Below are 16,884 nucleotides of genomic sequence, written 5' to 3'. Positions count from 1 at the left end.
TTGCAGGTACGGATCATGATGGACCGGACCACCGAAACAGAGGTCACGTTCAGCCATCCCTTCCGGTTGAGCGTTCTGCCGAATCCTCAGCCGGCCGGAACCTATCGCGTTGTCACCGACGAGGAAGAGATCGCGGGCCTGTCGTTCCAGGCCTTCCGCCGGACCGCCACGATGCTGCAGATCCCGGCCATCGAATTTTCACGCGGCTCCTCTCAGATCATCATTATTGATCCTGTCGAGCTAACAGCTGCCCTGGAGAAGGATAAGCAAGCCCAGTCGCGCCTATGAACCGTGAAGTGAAACGATCATGCGTTATCTTGGTGGAATCTCGGGGCGAGGCGCCCTGATGAGCAACGGCGTCAAGATCGGCCGTGCGTCCTACGATTTTGAAGGCTTCTTCCAGCATCCGATCGGGGTGACCAGTTGTGGCGAGCTTCGGCTGGCCTTTCCCGCTCTGAAGACCGTGTTCGGTCGCACGGATGTGCAGCTGCTGACCGATGATGGCCATCTGCTCGATCTCCGCTTCTCCTATTGGGAATCTCCTCCGACGAGAGGCGTCGCTCATGTTGATGTGACAGGGGATCTGCCTGCTACGCCGCAAAATTGGCACCATTGACCGTTTCGGGCGGCCACCGGTGTGGGAATTTGCCAGCCACCCTGAGAAACGACGCCAGTGCAGGCTTCACCGTTTTGCTGGAGCCTTTTCAAAGATGCACAGATTCGCCGGCGACCTTGCGCAGGGCAGCTTCGATCTGACCGCCGCAATAGGCTTCGTCGCCGTAGTCCCTGCGGGCTTTCTCGGCCAATTCGACCAAGGCGGGCAGGCTGGAGACGCGGCGCGCGAGCGCACTGGTGAGAGGCGCGGCCTCGTCGAAGATCGATGCGATGACGGGGAAGCGATCCGCCATCGTCGTCCACAACGTCGCGGTCACGACATCGGCGATCCCCGGCACCACTCCGCCCAGGAGAAAACCAGCGTCCGCGGTCAGCCCGTGCCGGCGTCCGGTCTCCTCCCAGAACGACATCCACTTCCTGAGGCGCGGCACGAACTCGCGCCACCGCTCTTGCGTCCACATCGATTGACCGCCTTGAAGCGTGATTTCATCGATGACGTCGTTGGCGTCGTTGACGACCTTCATGGTCAGCGCCCGCAACGCCGGCGTTGCCGGCATGAGGCCGAGCGTCTCGCCGAGATAGAGAATGATCGCCGGCATCTGCGCGATGGCGACGCTGTTCGTATTGTCGATCAACAGCGGCGGTCCCATGAATGGCACCGGCATTCGGCCGACCGGCTCTGCCATGAGCTTTTGAATCTGGTCGTCGCCGGCTTCGCGCCAGGCCTTCCCAGTCCACGCCAGCACCGCCCGCACGAACTGACCGCGAAACGGGACCGACCAATAATAGAGCGTATAGTCCTGCATGGGGCTGGTCTCCTTCGCTGTCCCCGTCGCATGGCGAACAACGCGTCGGACGCGGCTTCGGTTCGGCGGTGGCGCGCGCTAGCGCAGCGGGGCAGGGCCGTAGCACTCGACTGGCCCTCGCTGGTCGAGGCGCTGCGGGCCGGCGCACCACCATGGAGCTGCCGACAAGCGGCCGGGCGTTGACAAGCCCTGCCGCTCAATCCTGTCGCGCATCGAGAGCGTCGCGAAGTCCATCTCCGATGAAGTTGAAGGATGTGACCGCAAGCGTGATCGCGGCGCCGGGAATGATCGCGAGCCAGGGCGCGCTGGTCAGGTAGCTCTGGGCGCTTTCGAGCATGTTGCCCCAGCTCGGCGTCGGCGGCTGGATGCCGAAGCCGAGGAACGAGATGTAGCTTTCCGCCAGGATCGCATGCGCGACGTTGAGGGTGGCTGCGACCACGATCGGCGCAATGGCATTGGGCAGCAGGACACGGAACATGGTGCGCTTGCTGCTGGCCCCGAAGGAGATCGATGCCTGCACGAATTCTCTGGTCTTGAGCGAGCGGATCTGCGCCTCGACGACGCGGGCGACCTCCATCCAGGAGGTCATCGCGATCAGCAGCACGATCGAGGGCACGGAGGGCTGGATCAGCGCCGAGATCGCCAGCAGCAGGAAGATCGAGGGGAAGCACAGCATCGCGTCGACGAAGCGCATCAGGGCCGCGCCGAGAGCCCCTTCATAGAAGCCCGCGACCAACCCGACCACGATGCCGATCGCCATCGCGATCGCCATGGCCGAGAAGCCGACGGCGAGCGAGATCCGCCCCGCCATCAGGAGCCGCGCGAGGATGTCGCGCCCGAGCGGGTCGGTGCCCAGCACATGCGGCCCCGAGAAGGGCGCCGCGAAGCGGGAGCGGATGTCGATGAAGGTGTCGGTATAGGGCAGCAGCATCGGCCCGACGATGCAGGCAAGCGTGAGCAGGAGGATGGTCGCACCGCCGAAGACTGCGAGCCGGTGGCGCCGGAAGCGCCGCATGCCTGGGGCGTTCCAGAAGCCGGGTGCGGGCGCAAGGATCGGTTCGGCCATGCTCATGAGGTGCGCCTCTTGCTCGTCAGTGACGTCTGGCTCATCAGTGGCTTCCGGCGATGCGCGGATCGGCGACGCCGTAGAGCAGGTCGGCGACCAGGCTGCCGAGCAGCACCAGCATGGCGGAGAACATCAGGATGCCCATCACTACGGGATAGTCGCGGTAGCTGATCGAATCGAGGAAGAGCCGGCCCATGCCGGGCCAGGTGAACACGGTCTCTGTGACGAGCGCGCCCGACAGCAGCGTCGGCACATGCAGGCCGGTGATGGTGATCATCGGCAGCAGCGCGTTGCGCAGCACATGCCGCAGCAGGATGCTCCGCTCCGGCACGCCCTTGGCGCGGGCGGTGCGCACGAAATCCTGGTTGATCACGTCGAGCATCGAGGAGCGCATGTAGCGGCTCCAGACCGCGGTCGAGACCAGCGCCAGCACGATGCAGGGCCCGATCAGGTGATGCAGCTGGTTCAGGAAGGAGCCGTCGCCGACCGTGTAGCGGTTGCCGGCGGGCAGCCAGCCGAGTCCGACCGAGAAGACATAGATGATGACGAGGCCGAACCAGAATGTCGGGATCGAGAGCGCGATCATCGCGCCGATCGTCGCCAGCGAGTCGAAGATCGAATAGCGCTTGATCGCGCCGAGGATGCCGACCCAGGCGCCGAGCAGCATGGCGAGCAGCGTCGAGGTCAGCATCAGCTCCAGCGTCGCGCCGATATGGGAGCCGATGATATGCAGCACCGGCTGCTGGTCGCGATAGGAACGGCCCCAGTCGCCGCTCAGCATGCGCCAGAGCCATTCCGCATATTGCACAGGCAGGGGCCGGTTCAGGCCGAGCTGTTCCGCGATGCGGTCGAGATCGGCCTGGGTCATGTCGCCGCCGGCGGCGAATTGCGAGAGCGGCCCGCCCGGCGCCAGGTGCAGGATGGCGAAGCCGATCACCGAGACGATGAGCAGCAGCAGCAGCGCCTGGCCGAGGCGGCGCAGGAGGAATCCGATCATGGCGCCGTTCTCCCCGCCGCTGCGCGCTTCATCTCACTTCGCCCCAATCACTTGGCCCAGTACCAGCTGCCCATGTTCCAGGCGTTCTGGCGCTGGTTGATGTTGGGGCGATAGCCGATGAGGCCTTCCTTCACCCCTTCGATCGGCGCGTATTGGAAGATCGGCAGGATCGGCAGCTCCTCGCGGACGATCTCCTGCAGCTTGAAATAGATCGCCTTGCGCTTCTCCTGATCGAAGGTTTCCTGGCCTTCCTTCATCAGCGCATCGGCCTCGGCATTTTCCCACTGCATGTAGTTGCCGCCGCTGCCGCCCTTGACCGGAATCGCATCGGAGGCGAAGCGCGAGGCCGGGTCGGGATCGACGCCGGTGCGGAAGGTCGTGCCGACGAGCAGGGACTCGAATTTGGAGCGCACGTAGAACTCGCCCCAGATCACGGCGGCCGGCATGTTGTTGATCGTCATCTTCGCGCCGATCTGCTGCCAGTCCTGCTGGATCAGCTGCTGGCATTGCTCGCGCAGCTGGTTGCCCGTCGTCGTTGACACCGCGAATTCCAGCGGCACGCCGTTCTTCATGCGCGTGCCCGAGCCGGAGCGCTTCCAGCCGGCATCGTCGAGCAGCTTGTTGGCCCGGGCAAGGTCGCGCTGCTGGACGGGGAGGGCAGGGTTGAAGGCCCAGGATTCACGCGGTGCGAAGGATTCCGTCGGCTTCGGCACGCCGTAATAGATCGCGTCGATGATCGCCTGCTTGTCCATCGCCGCATAGAGCGCATGCCGCACGGCCTTCTCGGCGAAGGCCTTGTTGCCGAGATTCGGCATGATGATCTCGAGATTGCCGCTCGGCGCGACCGCCACCTTGCGGCCGGGAAGCTTGATCGCCTCCTGGTAGAAATTCGCGGGGATGCCCGAGATGATGACCAGGTCGACCTGGCCGGTGCGGAACTGGGCATAGAGCGCCGTCAGGTCAGGGATGTATTTCAGGACGGCCTTCTCAAGATAGGGGCCGTCGCCGTGATAGCTCTCATTGGCGACGAGCGTGATGTTGTCGCCGGGCTGCCTGGTGCCCCAGCGGAACGGGCCGGTGCCGACGGGGGCATTGTTGAACGGCGCCGTGTTCGGGTCCGCCGCCTTCCCGAGGATGTGCTTGGGAACGATATGCGTGTTCGCCAGCATCGCGAGATAGGGGGCGTAGGCCTTCTCCATCCGCCACGAAATCTCGTGCGGGCCCTTGATCACGATATCCCGAACGAAGGCATGGCCGACGCGCGTGCGCGCCTTGAAACCGGCCGAGTTGATCAGTTCCAGGGAGTATTTGACGTCCTCGGCGGTGAACGCCGTGCCGTCATGCCATTTCACGTTGTCGCGGAGCTTCACCGTCCAGGCGAGGCCGCCCTCCGAGATGCCGCCATTCGCCTCGCTCGGCACCGCGACCGCCAGGTCCGGGCGAAGCGTGCCGTCGGGCTCGGCGACCCAGAGCGAGTTGAAGACGCTGGTCCAGACGACCTCGTCGACCTCGACGCCCGGCATCAGCGGGTTGAAGGAAACCGGTTCCTGCGAGAGCCCGACCACGACGACGCCGGTCGGCTTTGCCGGCGGCGGAGGAACTGGCTTGCCCGCCGTCTGGGCCTGCGCGGCAAGGCCGGACGTCGCGGCCAGCGCGCCGGCGCCGAGGCCGAAGAGGTCGCGCCGGTTCAGGCTCCAGTTCGAAAAACGCCGTGGATCGTGACTGTCTCGCATCGTGCTTCCCCTCTCCCAAGGCACCTGCTTTCAGCGAGCGCGCTGAAAGGCGTCATCATAATAATGAACACAAGCGGCAGCCCATCTTCACAATGGGCGTCATTCGGCTAAAAATCTTCATCATATGATATCGTGCGTCAAGGGCCGTGGGGAAGCCGAAGCAGTGAATTGGGCTTATAATTCCAGCAAGCAATTGTATTTAAATGGTAATTTTATAAATCACCCGAATTTCATCAAAATGGTTGCGCGGGCATTTCCGTCATCATAACCTTCGCAGGCCTTCAATCGCTTGGCCTTCAATCGCTTTTGGCCTTCAATGGTTTCCTGGGACCCCATGCCGGATTCAGTGCTGCCCGCCGAGAGTTCCGACGTCGATGCCGACGAGCAGCTCGAGGCCATGAGGATCGGGCAGCGGCTGCGGGCCCTCAGGGCCGAGCGCGGGCTGACGATCCTGGAGCTGGCGGCGAAGGCAGGCGTCTCGTCCGGCAGCATCAGCCAGATCGAGCGCGGCGCCTCCAACCCGTCGGTCAGTACGCTTCAGAAGCTGCGCGCCGCGCTCGGCGTCACGCTCTGGTCGTTCCTGGAGAGCGAGGCGACGGAACCGGCCCGCGAGTCGCACTATGTCCGGCGCCAGGCCAATCGCCCGCGCATCGTCGTCGGCACCAATCAGCTGACCAAGGAGTTGTTGTCGCCGCGCGACAACAACGAGCTGCGCTTCATGATCCTCACCGTACCGCCGGGCGCCGAGAGCGGCAGCTTCCTGAGCGGGCCCGGCGACAAGGGGGGCTATGTCCTCTCGGGCCGGGTCGAGCTCAGCATCGGCGACGAGGTCTTCGAAATCGGGGAGGGGGACAGTTTCCAGTTCCCCAGCACCATTCCACACCAGGTCGTCAACCGCTCCGCGAGCGAGGCGAAGCTGATCTGGATCATCAATATCCGGGAATCGCACCTGTAGGGCGATCGTATCAGGCGGGGCCGGCAAGGCCGCCTTCGCCTGCCATTCCAGCAGACCCAGAGGAAACATGATCACGCGTCACGAAGTCACCGGCCGTCTCAGCAAGGTGCTGGTCGCCAATGGATTTGCCTTCCTGTCGGGCCTCACCGCCAAGGACCGCAGCGGCGGCGTCAAGGAGCAGACCGCCGATATCCTCGCTCAGATCGACGCCTATCTGGCGATGGCCGGCACGGACAAGACCCGCATCGTCGTTGGCAATATCTGGCTGAAGGACATCAGCACCTTCAACGAGATGAACGCGGCCTGGGAAGCCTGGGTCGACCCGAAGCAGCCGCCGGCGCGGGCGACCGTCGAGTCGCGCCTGGCCGCGGACGACATCCTCGTCGAGATCCAGGTTCAGGCCCTCGCCTGAGCCTCGGCGCCCGCCGCGAGCGATCGCGGCGGACGCTTTCCGCGTCCCAAATCCTCGCGTCCTCAAGCGCAAGCGGTCCGCCATGTCTCAGTCATCTGCCCTTCCGAGTGCCGTCCCCGGCGACCCGTCCTGGTGGTTCGCCGAGGCCATCGACGCTGAGCGAGGCCGGCCGGATTCGTCACACCTGTCGGGGAGCATCACGGTCGATGTGGCGATCGTCGGTGGCGGCTTCACCGGGCTGTGGACCGCGCTGGCCTTGAAGGAGCGGGCGCCGCAGCTCTCGATCGCCCTGATTGAGGCCTCGCGCTGCGGATCGGGGGCGAGCGGCAAGAACGGCGGAAAAGTCTCGGGCTATTGGGGCTCGCTCGCCGGGATGGAAGCGAATATCGGCGCCGCTGGCGCACTGGCGGTCGCCCGCGCCGGCGCCCGCGCCCAGGACGCGATCCGCGCCTTCGCCACGGCTCCCGGTCGCGACGTCTGGTGGCGCGACGGCGCCAGCATCCGCGTCTCGGCCTCGCCGGCGCAGGACGCCAAGATCAAGGGATATGTGGAGACCGCACGGCGTCTCGGCGTGCCGGATATGGCCCATGAGCTCACGCCCGACGAGGTCGCCGCCTATTGCCGCTCGCCGGTGTTCCGCGGCGGCGTCTACCTGGCTGAGGGTGCAACCGTTCAGCCCGCCAGGCTGGCGCGCGAACTGCGGCGGGCGGTGATCGAGGCCGGCGTTTCCGTCTTTGAGAACACCAGGATGGTCGGGCTCGATGCCGGCACGCCCAGCCGCGTGCGCACCCCCGACGGCGAGATCATTGCTCGCGAGGTCGTGCTCGCCACCAATACCGAGCTGGCGAAGCGGCCGGAGGTGAAACCCCATGTCAGCGTATTCTCCTCCTTTGCGCTGATGACCGATGCGGCCCCCGAGAAGCTCGCCGCAATGGGCTGGAACCGCGATGAAGGCCTCGCGGACCTCAGGATGTTCGTCCATTATTTCCGCAAGACGGTCGACGGCCGCATCCTGATGGGCTCCGGCTCCGGCCCGATCAGCTTCGGCGGCAATGCCCGCGATCCGCGCCTGACCACCGACCTCGCCTCGGCGGCCCGGGCCGAAAAGGGGCTTCGCAGGCTGCTGCCTGGCTTCGCCGATGTCGGCATCGCCAAGATATGGGGCGGCGGCATCGACGTCTCCTCCGACCGGCTGCCGTTCTTCCGCACCGTGCCGGGCACGCGCATCCATTATGGCTGCGGCTATTCCGGCCATGGCGTGAACCCGACCTATATCGGCGGGCAGTGCCTGGCTTCGCTCGTCCTCAATGCCAGGGACGACTGGGCGAGCCTGCCGCTCTGCACCCGCAGCCTTCCCTCGCTTCCGCCCGAGCCCTTCCGTGCCGTCGGCGGCCGGCTGGTGCGGTGGGGCATCATTGGATGCGAGGAGGCCGAGGAGAGGGGCGAGCGCGCCGGGCCGGCGATGAGCACCGCAGCGGCGATCCCAAAGCTCTTCGGCCTGCGCATCGGAACGCGCTGAGAGCCTCGCTCCGCCGCGAGCATCATCCGCGCCCTGTGCGCAAAGCCTTGCGCGCCTCATCTGCGACGAACGCGTCCCCTGGCGCATCCGGTGCGAGGAGCTTTGCCGATCCCCGGCCGGGCGTTTGATCCGTTGCGCCTCGGGCTGCCGCACCCGGACCAGGCAGCGGGCAAGCGCCCTGCAAGTCCCATCGCTCTCAGATGTGGCGCAATCCGACCTTTTCGATGAGCGGAAGCAACTCGTCGCGGGCCGAGACGCGGTGGGCACGGGCGCGACGATGGGCTTCGCCCGGCTCGCCGCTGCGGATGGCCTCGATCAGCGCACGGTGCGCCCGTGCCGATCGCGTCGGGCGAGAGCGCAGCCGCAAGGTGAGCATGCGGGCCCGGTGGGCCTGATCCGTCACGGTCTGGGCGATCCGTAGCAGCCGCCCATTGCCGCAGCGTTCGACAAGGAGGCGATGAAAGGCATCGTCGGCCTCGGCCCAGGCCGCGAGATCGTCCTGGGCGAGCCCCTGTTCCATGGCGGCGGTGGCGGCCTCGAGTTCGTCGGCGGCCGAACTCCGCTGCTCGGTCGAAAGGCCGGCCAGGAGTTCGGCTGCCATCGCTTCGACCGCGATGATCACCTCGTAGATCTCGCGCACGTCATCAAGAGCCAGAGGGCAGATCAGGACACCGCGCTTCGAGAGCACGCGGACGAGGCCTTCCACCTGCAGGCGGATGATCGCTTCGTGCACGGGCGTCCGGCTCATCCCCAGGCGGACGGCGATCTCCTGCTCCGAGCCCTGATAGCCTGGCGGGAATTCCGTGCTGCGGATCGCCGCCTTCAGCGCGGCATAAGCCTCGTCGACGAGGGAGCCGCGCCTGTTGCCGGGTTCCGCAGGCTCGGCACGTGCCAGTTCGATCATTCCAAGCTCCTTGCCGCGGATTGAGCATGGCAGCGAGCTTCCATGCAAGTGCGAATGGATGCTTGACAGCCGGCGCCTTGCTGAAGAGATTTAAGCATGGAATCTTCCATGGAAGAACGAATGGAAGAAGAGGGCGTAAGCGCCGGGAATAGGCGCCAATTTCGGGAGAGGAACGATGAAGAGGATTTGTCTCGCGCTGGCCGCGACTTTGTCCCTCGCTGCAGGCGCCTTCGCGCAAACGCCGGTCTATCCGACCAGGCAGATCACGCTTGTCGTGCCGTTCGCAGCCGGCGGGACGACCGATATCGTGGCTCGCTTCATGGCCGAGCATATGAGCCGGACGCTCGGCCAGGCCATGATCGTCGAGAACCTGGCCGGAGCAGGCGGCACGACCGGGGCGACGCGCGTCGCCAAGGCCAGCCCCGACGGTTACACGCTCTTGATGGGCAATCTCGGCACGCAGGCCGCGAGCGTCGGTCTCTATCCCAAGCTGGCCTATGATCCGCGCACCGATTTCGAGCCGATCATGAACTCGGCGTCGACGCCGATGCTGGTCGTCGCCAGGAAGGACCTGCCGGTCAGCGATTTCCGCGAGTTTGTCGCCTATCTCAAGGCCAATGCGGCCAAGCTGAATTACGGCTCGGGCGGCGTCGGCTCGACCTCGCATCTGACCTGCCTGTTCCTGGACTCGCTGCTCGGGGTCAAGCCGCAGCACGTGCCTTTCCGCGGCTCGGGCCCGGCCCTCAATGCGCTGCTCGGCAGCCAGGTCGATTATGTCTGCGACCAGACCGTCGCGATCGTCCCGACGGTTCAGGCGAAGGAGGGCAAGGGCCTGGTCGTTGCGGTGAAGAACCGCTTGTCGGTCATTCCCGACGTCCCGACCGCGGCCGAACAGGGCCTGCCGGCCTTCCAGGCAACCGGTTGGAACGCGATGTTCGCGCCCAAGGGCACGCCCAGGGAAATCGTCGACAAGCTCAACGCCTCGGCACGCGCCGCCCTCAAGGACGAAACGACGCGCAAGCGCCTCCTCGAGCTTGGGGCTGAACTGCCGGACGAGGCGGGCCAGAGTCCGGCTGCGCTTGGCGAACTCGTGCGCAGCGAGATCGAGAAATGGGTGCCGGTGATCAGGAATGCCGGCGTCACCGTCCCCTAGGGCATCGGCCCGAAAAGTGGAATGCGGTTTTCGGGAAAGCCGATGCAACCACAGAAGGTTAGATCATCGGTCCGCTCCTCGTGAAAAGACCGCTCGCCGCCGGGCGCTTTTTGCGCTCGGTCGATTGAAGCCAGCAATACCCGTTGAAACCAGGAACCATGAGAACGACCATGCGCACACACCGGATCGCTGCCATCGGAGGGGACGGGATCGGCCCCGAGGTCATTGCCGCCGGGTTGCAGGCGCTCGAGGTCTGCGCCGAACGGGACGGCGGCTTCCGCGTCGAGGTCCAGTCCTTCGACTGGGGATCGGATTATTACCGCAAGCATGGCGTGATGATGCCGGCGGACGGGGCCGACCAGCTCAGGGCCTTCGATGCGATCTATTTCGGCGCGGTCGGTGCTCCCGACATTCCAGACCATGTCACGCTCTGGGGCCTCAGGCTCGCGATCTGCCAGCCGCTCGACCAATACGCGAATGTCCGGCCGACCCGCATCCTGCCCGGCATCGTCAGTCCGCTGCGCCATGTCTCGGGGCCGGAGCTCGACTGGGTAATCGTGCGCGAGAACTCCGAGGGCGAATATGCCGGGGTCGGCGGGCGTGTGCACAAGGGCCTGCCGCAGGAGGTTGCGACCGATGTCGCGATGTTCACGCGCGCCGGCGTCAGCCGCATCATCCGCTACGCCTTCGAGATCGCGCGCTCGCGGCCGCGCAAGCTCTTGACCGTCGTCACCAAATCGAATGCCCAGCGCCACGGCATGGTGATGTGGGACGAGATCGCCGTCGAGGTCGCGCGCGAATTCCCCGACGTGACCTGGGACAAGATGCTGGTCGACGCCATGACGATGCGCATGACGCTGAAGCCCGAGACGCTCGATACCATCGTCGCGACCAATCTCCACGCCGATATCCTGTCGGATCTCGCCGCCGCTCTCGCCGGTTCGCTTGGCATCGCGCCGACCGCCAACCTCAACCCGGAGCGCAAGTCGCCCTCGATGTTCGAGCCGATCCATGGTTCGGCCTTCGACATTACCGGCAAGGGCATCGCCAACCCTGTCGCCACCTTCTGGACCGGGGCCATGATGCTGGACCATCTCGGCGAGGCGAACGCCGCGGCGCGGCTGATGCGGGCCGTCGAGCGCGTGACCGCCGATCCCGGGCTGCACACACCGGATCTCGGCGGGAATGCAACGACGAAGCAGGTGACGGAGGCGGTCTGCCAGGCCTTGCGGGGCGACAATATCTGACCGCCCAAGAGAGCGTGCATGAGAGAGAGCGTACATGAGACAGAGCGTGCATGAGAGAGAGCATGCATGGGAGCATGGCTGGCCGGATCGGTTGCGGGGCTGCCACCGCCGAACCGATCTTCGACCCGCGCAATCCAGGCCGCTCCGGTGGCGCAGGGGGCCATCCGCCCCTGACGGTCGCGAGGGCCTGGCCACGGGCCGGCCTGCGGCGTCGGAGATGCCGATCGCCGGCCGAGGACCCGCTAATCCAGCCAGACCTTGGCAGCCTTGTCCTGGTAGTCGTCCTTGGGGTTAACCCCGAGCAGCATCTTGATCCCTGCCATCAGGTTATTGGCGTTTTCCCAGATCTCGGCGCTGCTCGGGTCGAAGCGCAGCAGGGCGAGATTGGGATCGTCCTTGCCGCCTTCGAACCAGGCCGCGACGAAGCTGTTCCAAAGCCGGTCGATGACCTGACGATCCATATCGATGGAAAGATCGCCCTCGACCGAGGCGAACAGATCATGGCCCTTCGAGGCCAGGCTGAAGGCTGCAGGCTTGCTGCCCGCGAGCGCCTTGACCAACTCGGTGTCGCGGGAGGCGAAGAACCAGATCGGCCCGTGATCGGCCTCGAGCTGCGCCGTCATCGGGCGGGTATGGCCCTGCTCGGTACCGGCCAAGCCGAGCATGACGGTCATGTCGGACTTCAAGGCTTTCCAGAATTTCGCTTCCAGTTCGCTTGGCGTCGGCATGGCATCCTCCTGCTTTTGCAGGGTGAACGGCCAGGCGACGGCCATGTTCCACGATGGTGGACCAGCGGAAAATGCCCGCAGCAAGCCCGCAGGGCTCCGAACTCGGACGAGCGGCGGGCAATAGGGGGCTGGCGTTCAATGTCGGCGCCTCGCTGGCTGAGGCCATTCCGGCCCGCCCTCTTGCGCGTCGGCGATTTCCATCCATATACCATCCATATGGATGGTATATGGATGGAAAAATGAAGACGCCCGATAGCGAAAAACTCACGCTCAATCTCGGCTTCGTCGATCTCGGGCGCATCGACCTGCTCGTCAGGGACGGCTTCTATTCAAACCGGTCGGACTTCATTCGCACCGCGGTCAGAAACCAGCTTGCGACCCATGCCGATGTCGCCGCGCAGGCGACGACGCGGCTCTCTCTCGAACTTGGCCTGCGCGTCTTCACAAGACGCGATCTCGAAGCGGCCAGGGCCGCCGGCGAACGCCTGGAAATCCGCGTGCTTGGCCTTGCCGTCATTGAAGCGGACGTCTCGCCCGAGCTCGCCCGGGAGACGATCGCCTCCCTGACGGTGCTCGGCGCGCTGCATGCCTCTCCCGACATCAAGACCGCCCTGTCCGACAGGCTGGCATGAAAAGGCACATCTCCATGACCATGCACATCCGCTCCGCCATCGGCGAAGCCATGACACGCCTGAGGAATGCCGATGTTGCGGGCGCGACCGCGGCCATTCAGCAAGCGCTCGCCGGGCGCCCTGATCAAGCCCCGCAGCGTCCCGGCACCGTCGAGGGGGACAGGGCCGGGTCAAAGGCTCATGCCCGGCGGGGACTCGGCGACATCCTGCAATCGCTTCGGACCGAGCGGGCGCGCTTCGCCGAGCAGCCGGGCACGGCGCGTCACCAGCCCGCCCCCGCAGACGAGGATGGGCGCTTTCGCTCGCGCAGCTTTCGCAACGCCGCCGGCTCACTGGCTTACAAGCTCTACGTACCGGCGGATCATGCCGGGCGGGAACTCGCTTTGGTGGTGATGCTGCATGGCTGCACGCAGGACCCCGACGATTTTGCGCGGGGAACCCGGATGAACCGGCTGGCCGACGAATTCGGCATCGTCGTCGCCTATCCCCACCAGCCGGGTTCGGCCAATGCCCAGGGCTGCTGGAACTGGTTCGACCCGCGTCATCAGCGGCGCGGGGCGGGGGAGCCGGCGGTTCTGGCCGGGCTCGCCCAGGAACTGGCCGCCGAATTCGGGATCGATCGCGAGCGCGTGTTTGTCGCCGGCCTGTCTGCGGGCGGCGCGATGGCCGATGTGCTGTCCTCGACCTATCCCGAGGTCTTTTCGGCAGCCGGCATCCATTCCGGCCTTCCCCATGGCGCCGCAACCGATGTGATGTCGGCCTTCGCGGCGATGAAGGGGAACGCGAAAGCGACAGCTCCGGCGAAAGCAAACGGTACCAGGCAGATCATCTTCCACGGCACGGCCGATGCCACGGTTCACCCCTCGAACGGCGAGACGCTGTTTGCCCGGGCACGGGCTCGCGATGACGCACTGGCGGAGTTGATGACGAATGCCGTCGTCAATGGCCGGCATGTCACCCGCACGCTGGTGGGACCTGCACATGGTCCGGCCATCACGGAGTACTGGCTGGTCAAGGGGGCCGGTCACGCCTGGTCGGGCGGGGATCGGACGGGAAGCTACACGGATGCGTCGGGCCCGGATGCCTCGCGCGAGATGATCCGGTTCTTCCTGGAAAACTGATGGGCTCGTCTCACATCGCATGCTGCGGGGAGGGCGCGGCAAGGGGCGGGCTGCCTGGCGTGCCGATCCGTCGGATTGAACGTCTGCGCGCGGGGCACAGGGCGGACATCACGACTGGCCTGACCCGATCGACGAAGCGCCCTTCGGAGCACCCCGAGCGGTCGCTTGCTCCCGGCCGCGTTCAATGTCCCAACGCGGTCGCCGTTCTCCAGCATTCGAATTCGTTTCACATCGAAGCCAGAGCAGCATATATAGTCGTCGAGTAGTTGGTCGCTACATCGTTTCAATATCATTTGAGGCGATTGCCCGCCAATACTCCGGCCAGCTGCTCAGATCTACGCAGTCGAATTCAAAATCCAATGCATCATTCGGCGGTTCAGCCCTCATGCTGATCCGACGTGGTTGTTTGCCGTGTTTCGGAAAGATCTTCAATGCGCAAGATCTTATCCCAAGCAAATGTTGGAGATGAAAATGACATCCAATGGCGAGATGAGTGGACTTGCAGAGGTCAAAAATTACTTGCAGCGAGCATTCCATGGCTGGCAGGGGCGAACCCGCGCAGCCCTGCTCGGCGCCACTGCGTTGATCGGTGCTGCGGCCGTGACGCCGGCCTGCGGGCAGGCCCCGGCACAAGCGCCGTCCCCGGCGCAATCCCGCCCGAACATCCTGTTCATCATGGGCGACGACATCGGCATCATGCAGCCGAGCATCTACCACCGCGGCCTGATGGTCGGGGAGACGCCCAATATCGACCGGATCGGGCAGGAGGGTGCGCTCTTCACGCATTACTACGCCGAGCAGAGCTGCACGGCCGGCCGCAATGCCTTCTTCACCGGCATGCACCCCTTGCGGACGGGAATGATCCCGCCGCAACTGCCGGGCAGCCCGTCCTATCTGCGGCCCGGAACCCCGGCGCTTGCCAAATTCCTGCTCGACCTCGGCTACAACACCGGAGAGTTCGGCAAGAACCATCTCGGCGACCACACCGACGCGCTGCCGACCGCGCACGGCTTCCAGGAATTCTGGGGCTATCTCTATCACCTCGACGCGATGCAGGGCGTGAGCTTCCCCGACATCAACAGGAACTCGACCCAGCAGACCGTTGCTCCGCCGTGCCTGAACACGGCGATCCCGGGTCTTCCGCCGGTTCCCGGCGCGGTCGATCCAAGAACGACGACCTGCCTGACGCCGCCGCGTCCCGTGCTGTTCTGCACCTCGTCCAATGGCACCGGGGCCAATCAGACATGCCGGGACGAAGGCCCGCTGACGCTGGAACGGTCGAAGACGGTGGACGAGGAAATCTCTGCCAAGGTCGTCGACTTCCTCGAGCGCAATGACCCAAGGCGGACCAACAAGCCGTTCTTCGCCTGGTACAACCCGGCGCGCATGCATGTCACGACGGTTCTGTCGCCGAAATACGAGGCGATGATCGGCGAGCCCGGCGGCAAGGACTGGGGCCTCAACGAAGCCGGCATGAAGCAGATGGATGACAATATCGGCGTCGTGCTCAAGAAGCTGCAGGACATGGGCCAGCTCGACAACACGATCGTCGTCTTCACCACCGACAACGGCGCCGAGACGATCACCTTCCCGGATGGCGGCACCACCCCCTTCAAGGGCGGCAAGCTGAGCACCTGGGAGGGCGGCATGCGCGCGCCTGCGCTCGTGCGCTGGCCTGCCGGTGGCATCCGGCCGGGCACGATCAAGAATGACATCTTCGCGTCGCTCGACTGGCTGCCGACGCTCGTCAACCTCGCGGGCGGAGACAAGGGCAATGCGCTGAACCAGCGCATCATGGCGGGCAGCTATCCCGGCATCGTCAAGACCAAGCTCGATGGCGTCGACCAGGTCGAATACCTTCTTGGGCGTTCGGAAAAATCGGCACGCGATACGTTCTTCTACTATTCGGGCAAGGAACCGTCGGCGGTCCGCTACAAGAACTGGAAGATCTACTTCGCGATGGTGTCCGACTCGCCTGCCGGCTTCATCTCGGGCGTGCTGCCCTTCCACTGGGCCCAGGTCGTCAACATCAAGCGCGATCCCTTCGAGACCTCGATCGGGTCGCAATACAAGACGCTCATGGGCATGGGCGGTACCATCGGCTCCCCCTCCACCGCCTATATCTACGATTGGAACATGCTGCCGATCGGCCAGGCGCTGTGGATGAAGGAACTTCTCTCCTACAAGGAGTTCCCGCCGATGCAGGACCCGGCGAGCTACAACCTCGACCAGGTCATCGAGCAGATCAAGAACACGAAGGGCCGGTCGGACTGACCGCTGGCGAAAGAAAGCAACCAGGCCGGCGCCCCCGCTCGGGGGCGCCTGTTTCCCTCCATCAGGCTGGCGAGCGCCAGAAGCTCAATCAAGGCCAGAACCTCCATCAAGGGAAGATGTCATGAAGACCTGTGCCATGACCGGCATTGCGTTATCGATCGGATTGATCCTGTCGGGCTGCCAGAGCTCGCAATCACGGGCTCAGCAACTCGCCACGATCTGCGCCGACCCCAATAACCGGGCGCCCAAATCCGGCTACTGGAGTGAATGCCAGACGCTCTATCCTTCAACCCCCCAGCAGTTGCAGAGAGCTTATCGTCTCGGCGCGCCCGGCGGTAACTGATGCTTGCCTTGGGCCGGATCATGCGATCCGGCCCAAACCTAGCCGACCCAAACCTAGCCGGCTGAACCATCTCGTGAAGGGCGCAGGGACGGTGGGCGGAAACAAGCGGTTCGCTCGTCCCGGATGGAGCTGAAGACGGACCTCGATGGCTCCGTCGATCCCGATGCCGGCCCGACGGCTTCCGAAGGGCCTCGTTGCCGGGCAGGCGCGACGAACCAATCGTTGGCCCACGCGTTGTCCGACGACCTCGATCGGCAGAGACGATGAACAAGGGACAGCACGAACTCCGAGTGGCCTTCAAGCGCATCGAGCGGGAGGTTCCAAAGGGGCTTGCATCGACGTTGCGGTGGCTGCGGCATCCCGCATCGCGTTGGGCGCG

The 16,884-nt window shown here is 65.0% G+C and carries 17 protein-coding genes; 11 read left to right on the top strand and 6 right to left on the bottom strand.

The window, feature by feature from the left end:
* Positions 1 to 15: 15 nt before the first annotated feature.
* A complete protein-coding gene (locus tag FG93_RS26250; protein ID WP_043240527.1) occupies positions 16 to 288 on the top strand; it encodes a hypothetical protein in 273 nt (90 codons plus the stop codon).
* A gap of 58 nt (positions 289 to 346) precedes the next feature.
* On the top strand, positions 347 to 616 hold the full coding sequence (locus FG93_RS26245; RefSeq protein ID WP_244448745.1) for a hypothetical protein: 270 nt from the start codon (positions 347 to 349) through the stop codon (positions 614 to 616).
* A gap of 88 nt (positions 617 to 704) precedes the next feature.
* Here FG93_RS26245 and FG93_RS26240 read toward each other — a convergent pair whose 3' ends face one another.
* The 4 genes from FG93_RS26240 to FG93_RS26225 all read right to left on the bottom strand — a co-directional run bounded on the left by FG93_RS26240 (position 705) and on the right by FG93_RS26225 (position 5,217).
* On the bottom strand, positions 705 to 1,370 hold the full coding sequence (locus FG93_RS26240) for a glutathione S-transferase (RefSeq protein WP_244448744.1): 666 nt from the start codon (positions 1,368 to 1,370) through the stop codon (positions 705 to 707).
* 247 nt (positions 1,371 to 1,617) lie between these two features.
* Positions 1,618 to 2,487: an ABC transporter permease gene (locus FG93_RS26235; protein ID WP_043240517.1), complete on the bottom strand. Its 870-nt coding sequence runs from the start codon at positions 2,485 to 2,487 to the stop codon at positions 1,618 to 1,620.
* Positions 2,488 to 2,530: 43 nt separating this feature from the next.
* A complete protein-coding gene (locus tag FG93_RS26230) occupies positions 2,531 to 3,484 on the bottom strand; it encodes an ABC transporter permease (RefSeq protein ID WP_043240514.1) in 954 nt (317 codons plus the stop codon).
* A 47-nt stretch (positions 3,485 to 3,531) separates the two neighbouring features.
* Positions 3,532 to 5,217, bottom strand: a complete 1,686-nt coding sequence (locus FG93_RS26225; RefSeq protein ID WP_043240511.1) for a peptide ABC transporter substrate-binding protein — start codon at positions 5,215 to 5,217, stop codon at positions 3,532 to 3,534.
* A 334-nt stretch (positions 5,218 to 5,551) separates the two neighbouring features.
* On the opposite strand from FG93_RS26225, the gene FG93_RS26220 reads away from it, so the two are divergent.
* The 3 genes from FG93_RS26220 to FG93_RS26210 all read left to right on the top strand — a co-directional run bounded on the left by FG93_RS26220 (position 5,552) and on the right by FG93_RS26210 (position 8,103).
* Positions 5,552 to 6,172 (top strand): helix-turn-helix domain-containing protein, encoded by a 621-nt coding sequence (locus FG93_RS26220; RefSeq protein WP_052514221.1) that lies wholly within the window; start codon positions 5,552 to 5,554, stop codon positions 6,170 to 6,172.
* Between the two features lie 67 nt (positions 6,173 to 6,239).
* Positions 6,240 to 6,584 (top strand): RidA family protein, encoded by a 345-nt coding sequence (locus FG93_RS26215; RefSeq protein WP_043240509.1) that lies wholly within the window; start codon positions 6,240 to 6,242, stop codon positions 6,582 to 6,584.
* Between the two features lie 82 nt (positions 6,585 to 6,666).
* Positions 6,667 to 8,103 carry an FAD-binding oxidoreductase gene (locus FG93_RS26210; protein ID WP_043240506.1) on the top strand — a complete coding sequence of 479 codons (1,437 nt, stop codon included), beginning with the start codon at positions 6,667 to 6,669 and terminating at the stop codon, positions 8,101 to 8,103.
* A gap of 196 nt (positions 8,104 to 8,299) precedes the next feature.
* Here FG93_RS26210 and FG93_RS26205 read toward each other — a convergent pair whose 3' ends face one another.
* Positions 8,300 to 9,007: a GntR family transcriptional regulator gene (locus tag FG93_RS26205; RefSeq protein WP_152579641.1), complete on the bottom strand. Its 708-nt coding sequence runs from the start codon at positions 9,005 to 9,007 to the stop codon at positions 8,300 to 8,302.
* A 175-nt stretch (positions 9,008 to 9,182) separates the two neighbouring features.
* On the opposite strand from FG93_RS26205, the gene FG93_RS26200 reads away from it, so the two are divergent.
* Together FG93_RS26200 and FG93_RS26195 are read left to right on the top strand one after the other, a co-directional pair.
* Positions 9,183 to 10,160, top strand: coding sequence for a tripartite tricarboxylate transporter substrate-binding protein (locus FG93_RS26200; protein ID WP_043240503.1), 978 nt, complete (start codon positions 9,183 to 9,185; stop codon positions 10,158 to 10,160).
* 170 nt (positions 10,161 to 10,330) lie between these two features.
* Positions 10,331 to 11,407, top strand: coding sequence for a tartrate dehydrogenase (locus tag FG93_RS26195; protein WP_043240501.1), 1,077 nt, complete (start codon positions 10,331 to 10,333; stop codon positions 11,405 to 11,407).
* Between the two features lie 242 nt (positions 11,408 to 11,649).
* Here the strand turns inward: FG93_RS26195 and FG93_RS26190 are convergent, their stop codons facing one another.
* Positions 11,650 to 12,135: a pyridoxamine 5'-phosphate oxidase family protein gene (locus tag FG93_RS26190; RefSeq protein ID WP_043240657.1), complete on the bottom strand. Its 486-nt coding sequence runs from the start codon at positions 12,133 to 12,135 to the stop codon at positions 11,650 to 11,652.
* A gap of 239 nt (positions 12,136 to 12,374) precedes the next feature.
* Between FG93_RS26190 and FG93_RS26185 the strand changes: the two genes are divergently transcribed.
* The 4 genes from FG93_RS26185 to FG93_RS32660 all read left to right on the top strand — a co-directional run bounded on the left by FG93_RS26185 (position 12,375) and on the right by FG93_RS32660 (position 16,505).
* Positions 12,375 to 12,767, top strand: coding sequence for a CopG family transcriptional regulator (locus FG93_RS26185; RefSeq protein ID WP_244448743.1), 393 nt, complete (start codon positions 12,375 to 12,377; stop codon positions 12,765 to 12,767).
* 14 nt (positions 12,768 to 12,781) lie between these two features.
* Positions 12,782 to 13,888, top strand: a complete 1,107-nt coding sequence (locus tag FG93_RS26180; RefSeq protein WP_043240655.1) for a PHB depolymerase family esterase — start codon at positions 12,782 to 12,784, stop codon at positions 13,886 to 13,888.
* A gap of 489 nt (positions 13,889 to 14,377) precedes the next feature.
* Positions 14,378 to 16,162 carry an arylsulfatase gene (locus FG93_RS26175; RefSeq protein ID WP_081881901.1) on the top strand — a complete coding sequence of 595 codons (1,785 nt, stop codon included), beginning with the start codon at positions 14,378 to 14,380 and terminating at the stop codon, positions 16,160 to 16,162.
* A 121-nt stretch (positions 16,163 to 16,283) separates the two neighbouring features.
* On the top strand, positions 16,284 to 16,505 hold the full coding sequence (locus FG93_RS32660) for a hypothetical protein (RefSeq protein ID WP_152579640.1): 222 nt from the start codon (positions 16,284 to 16,286) through the stop codon (positions 16,503 to 16,505).
* Positions 16,506 to 16,884 lie beyond the last annotated feature (379 nt).

Source organism: Allobosea sp. LC85, assembly GCF_000735605.1.
GTDB lineage: Bacteria > Pseudomonadota > Alphaproteobacteria > Rhizobiales > Beijerinckiaceae > Allobosea.
This window is presented reverse-complemented; position numbering and strand designations above follow the sequence as displayed.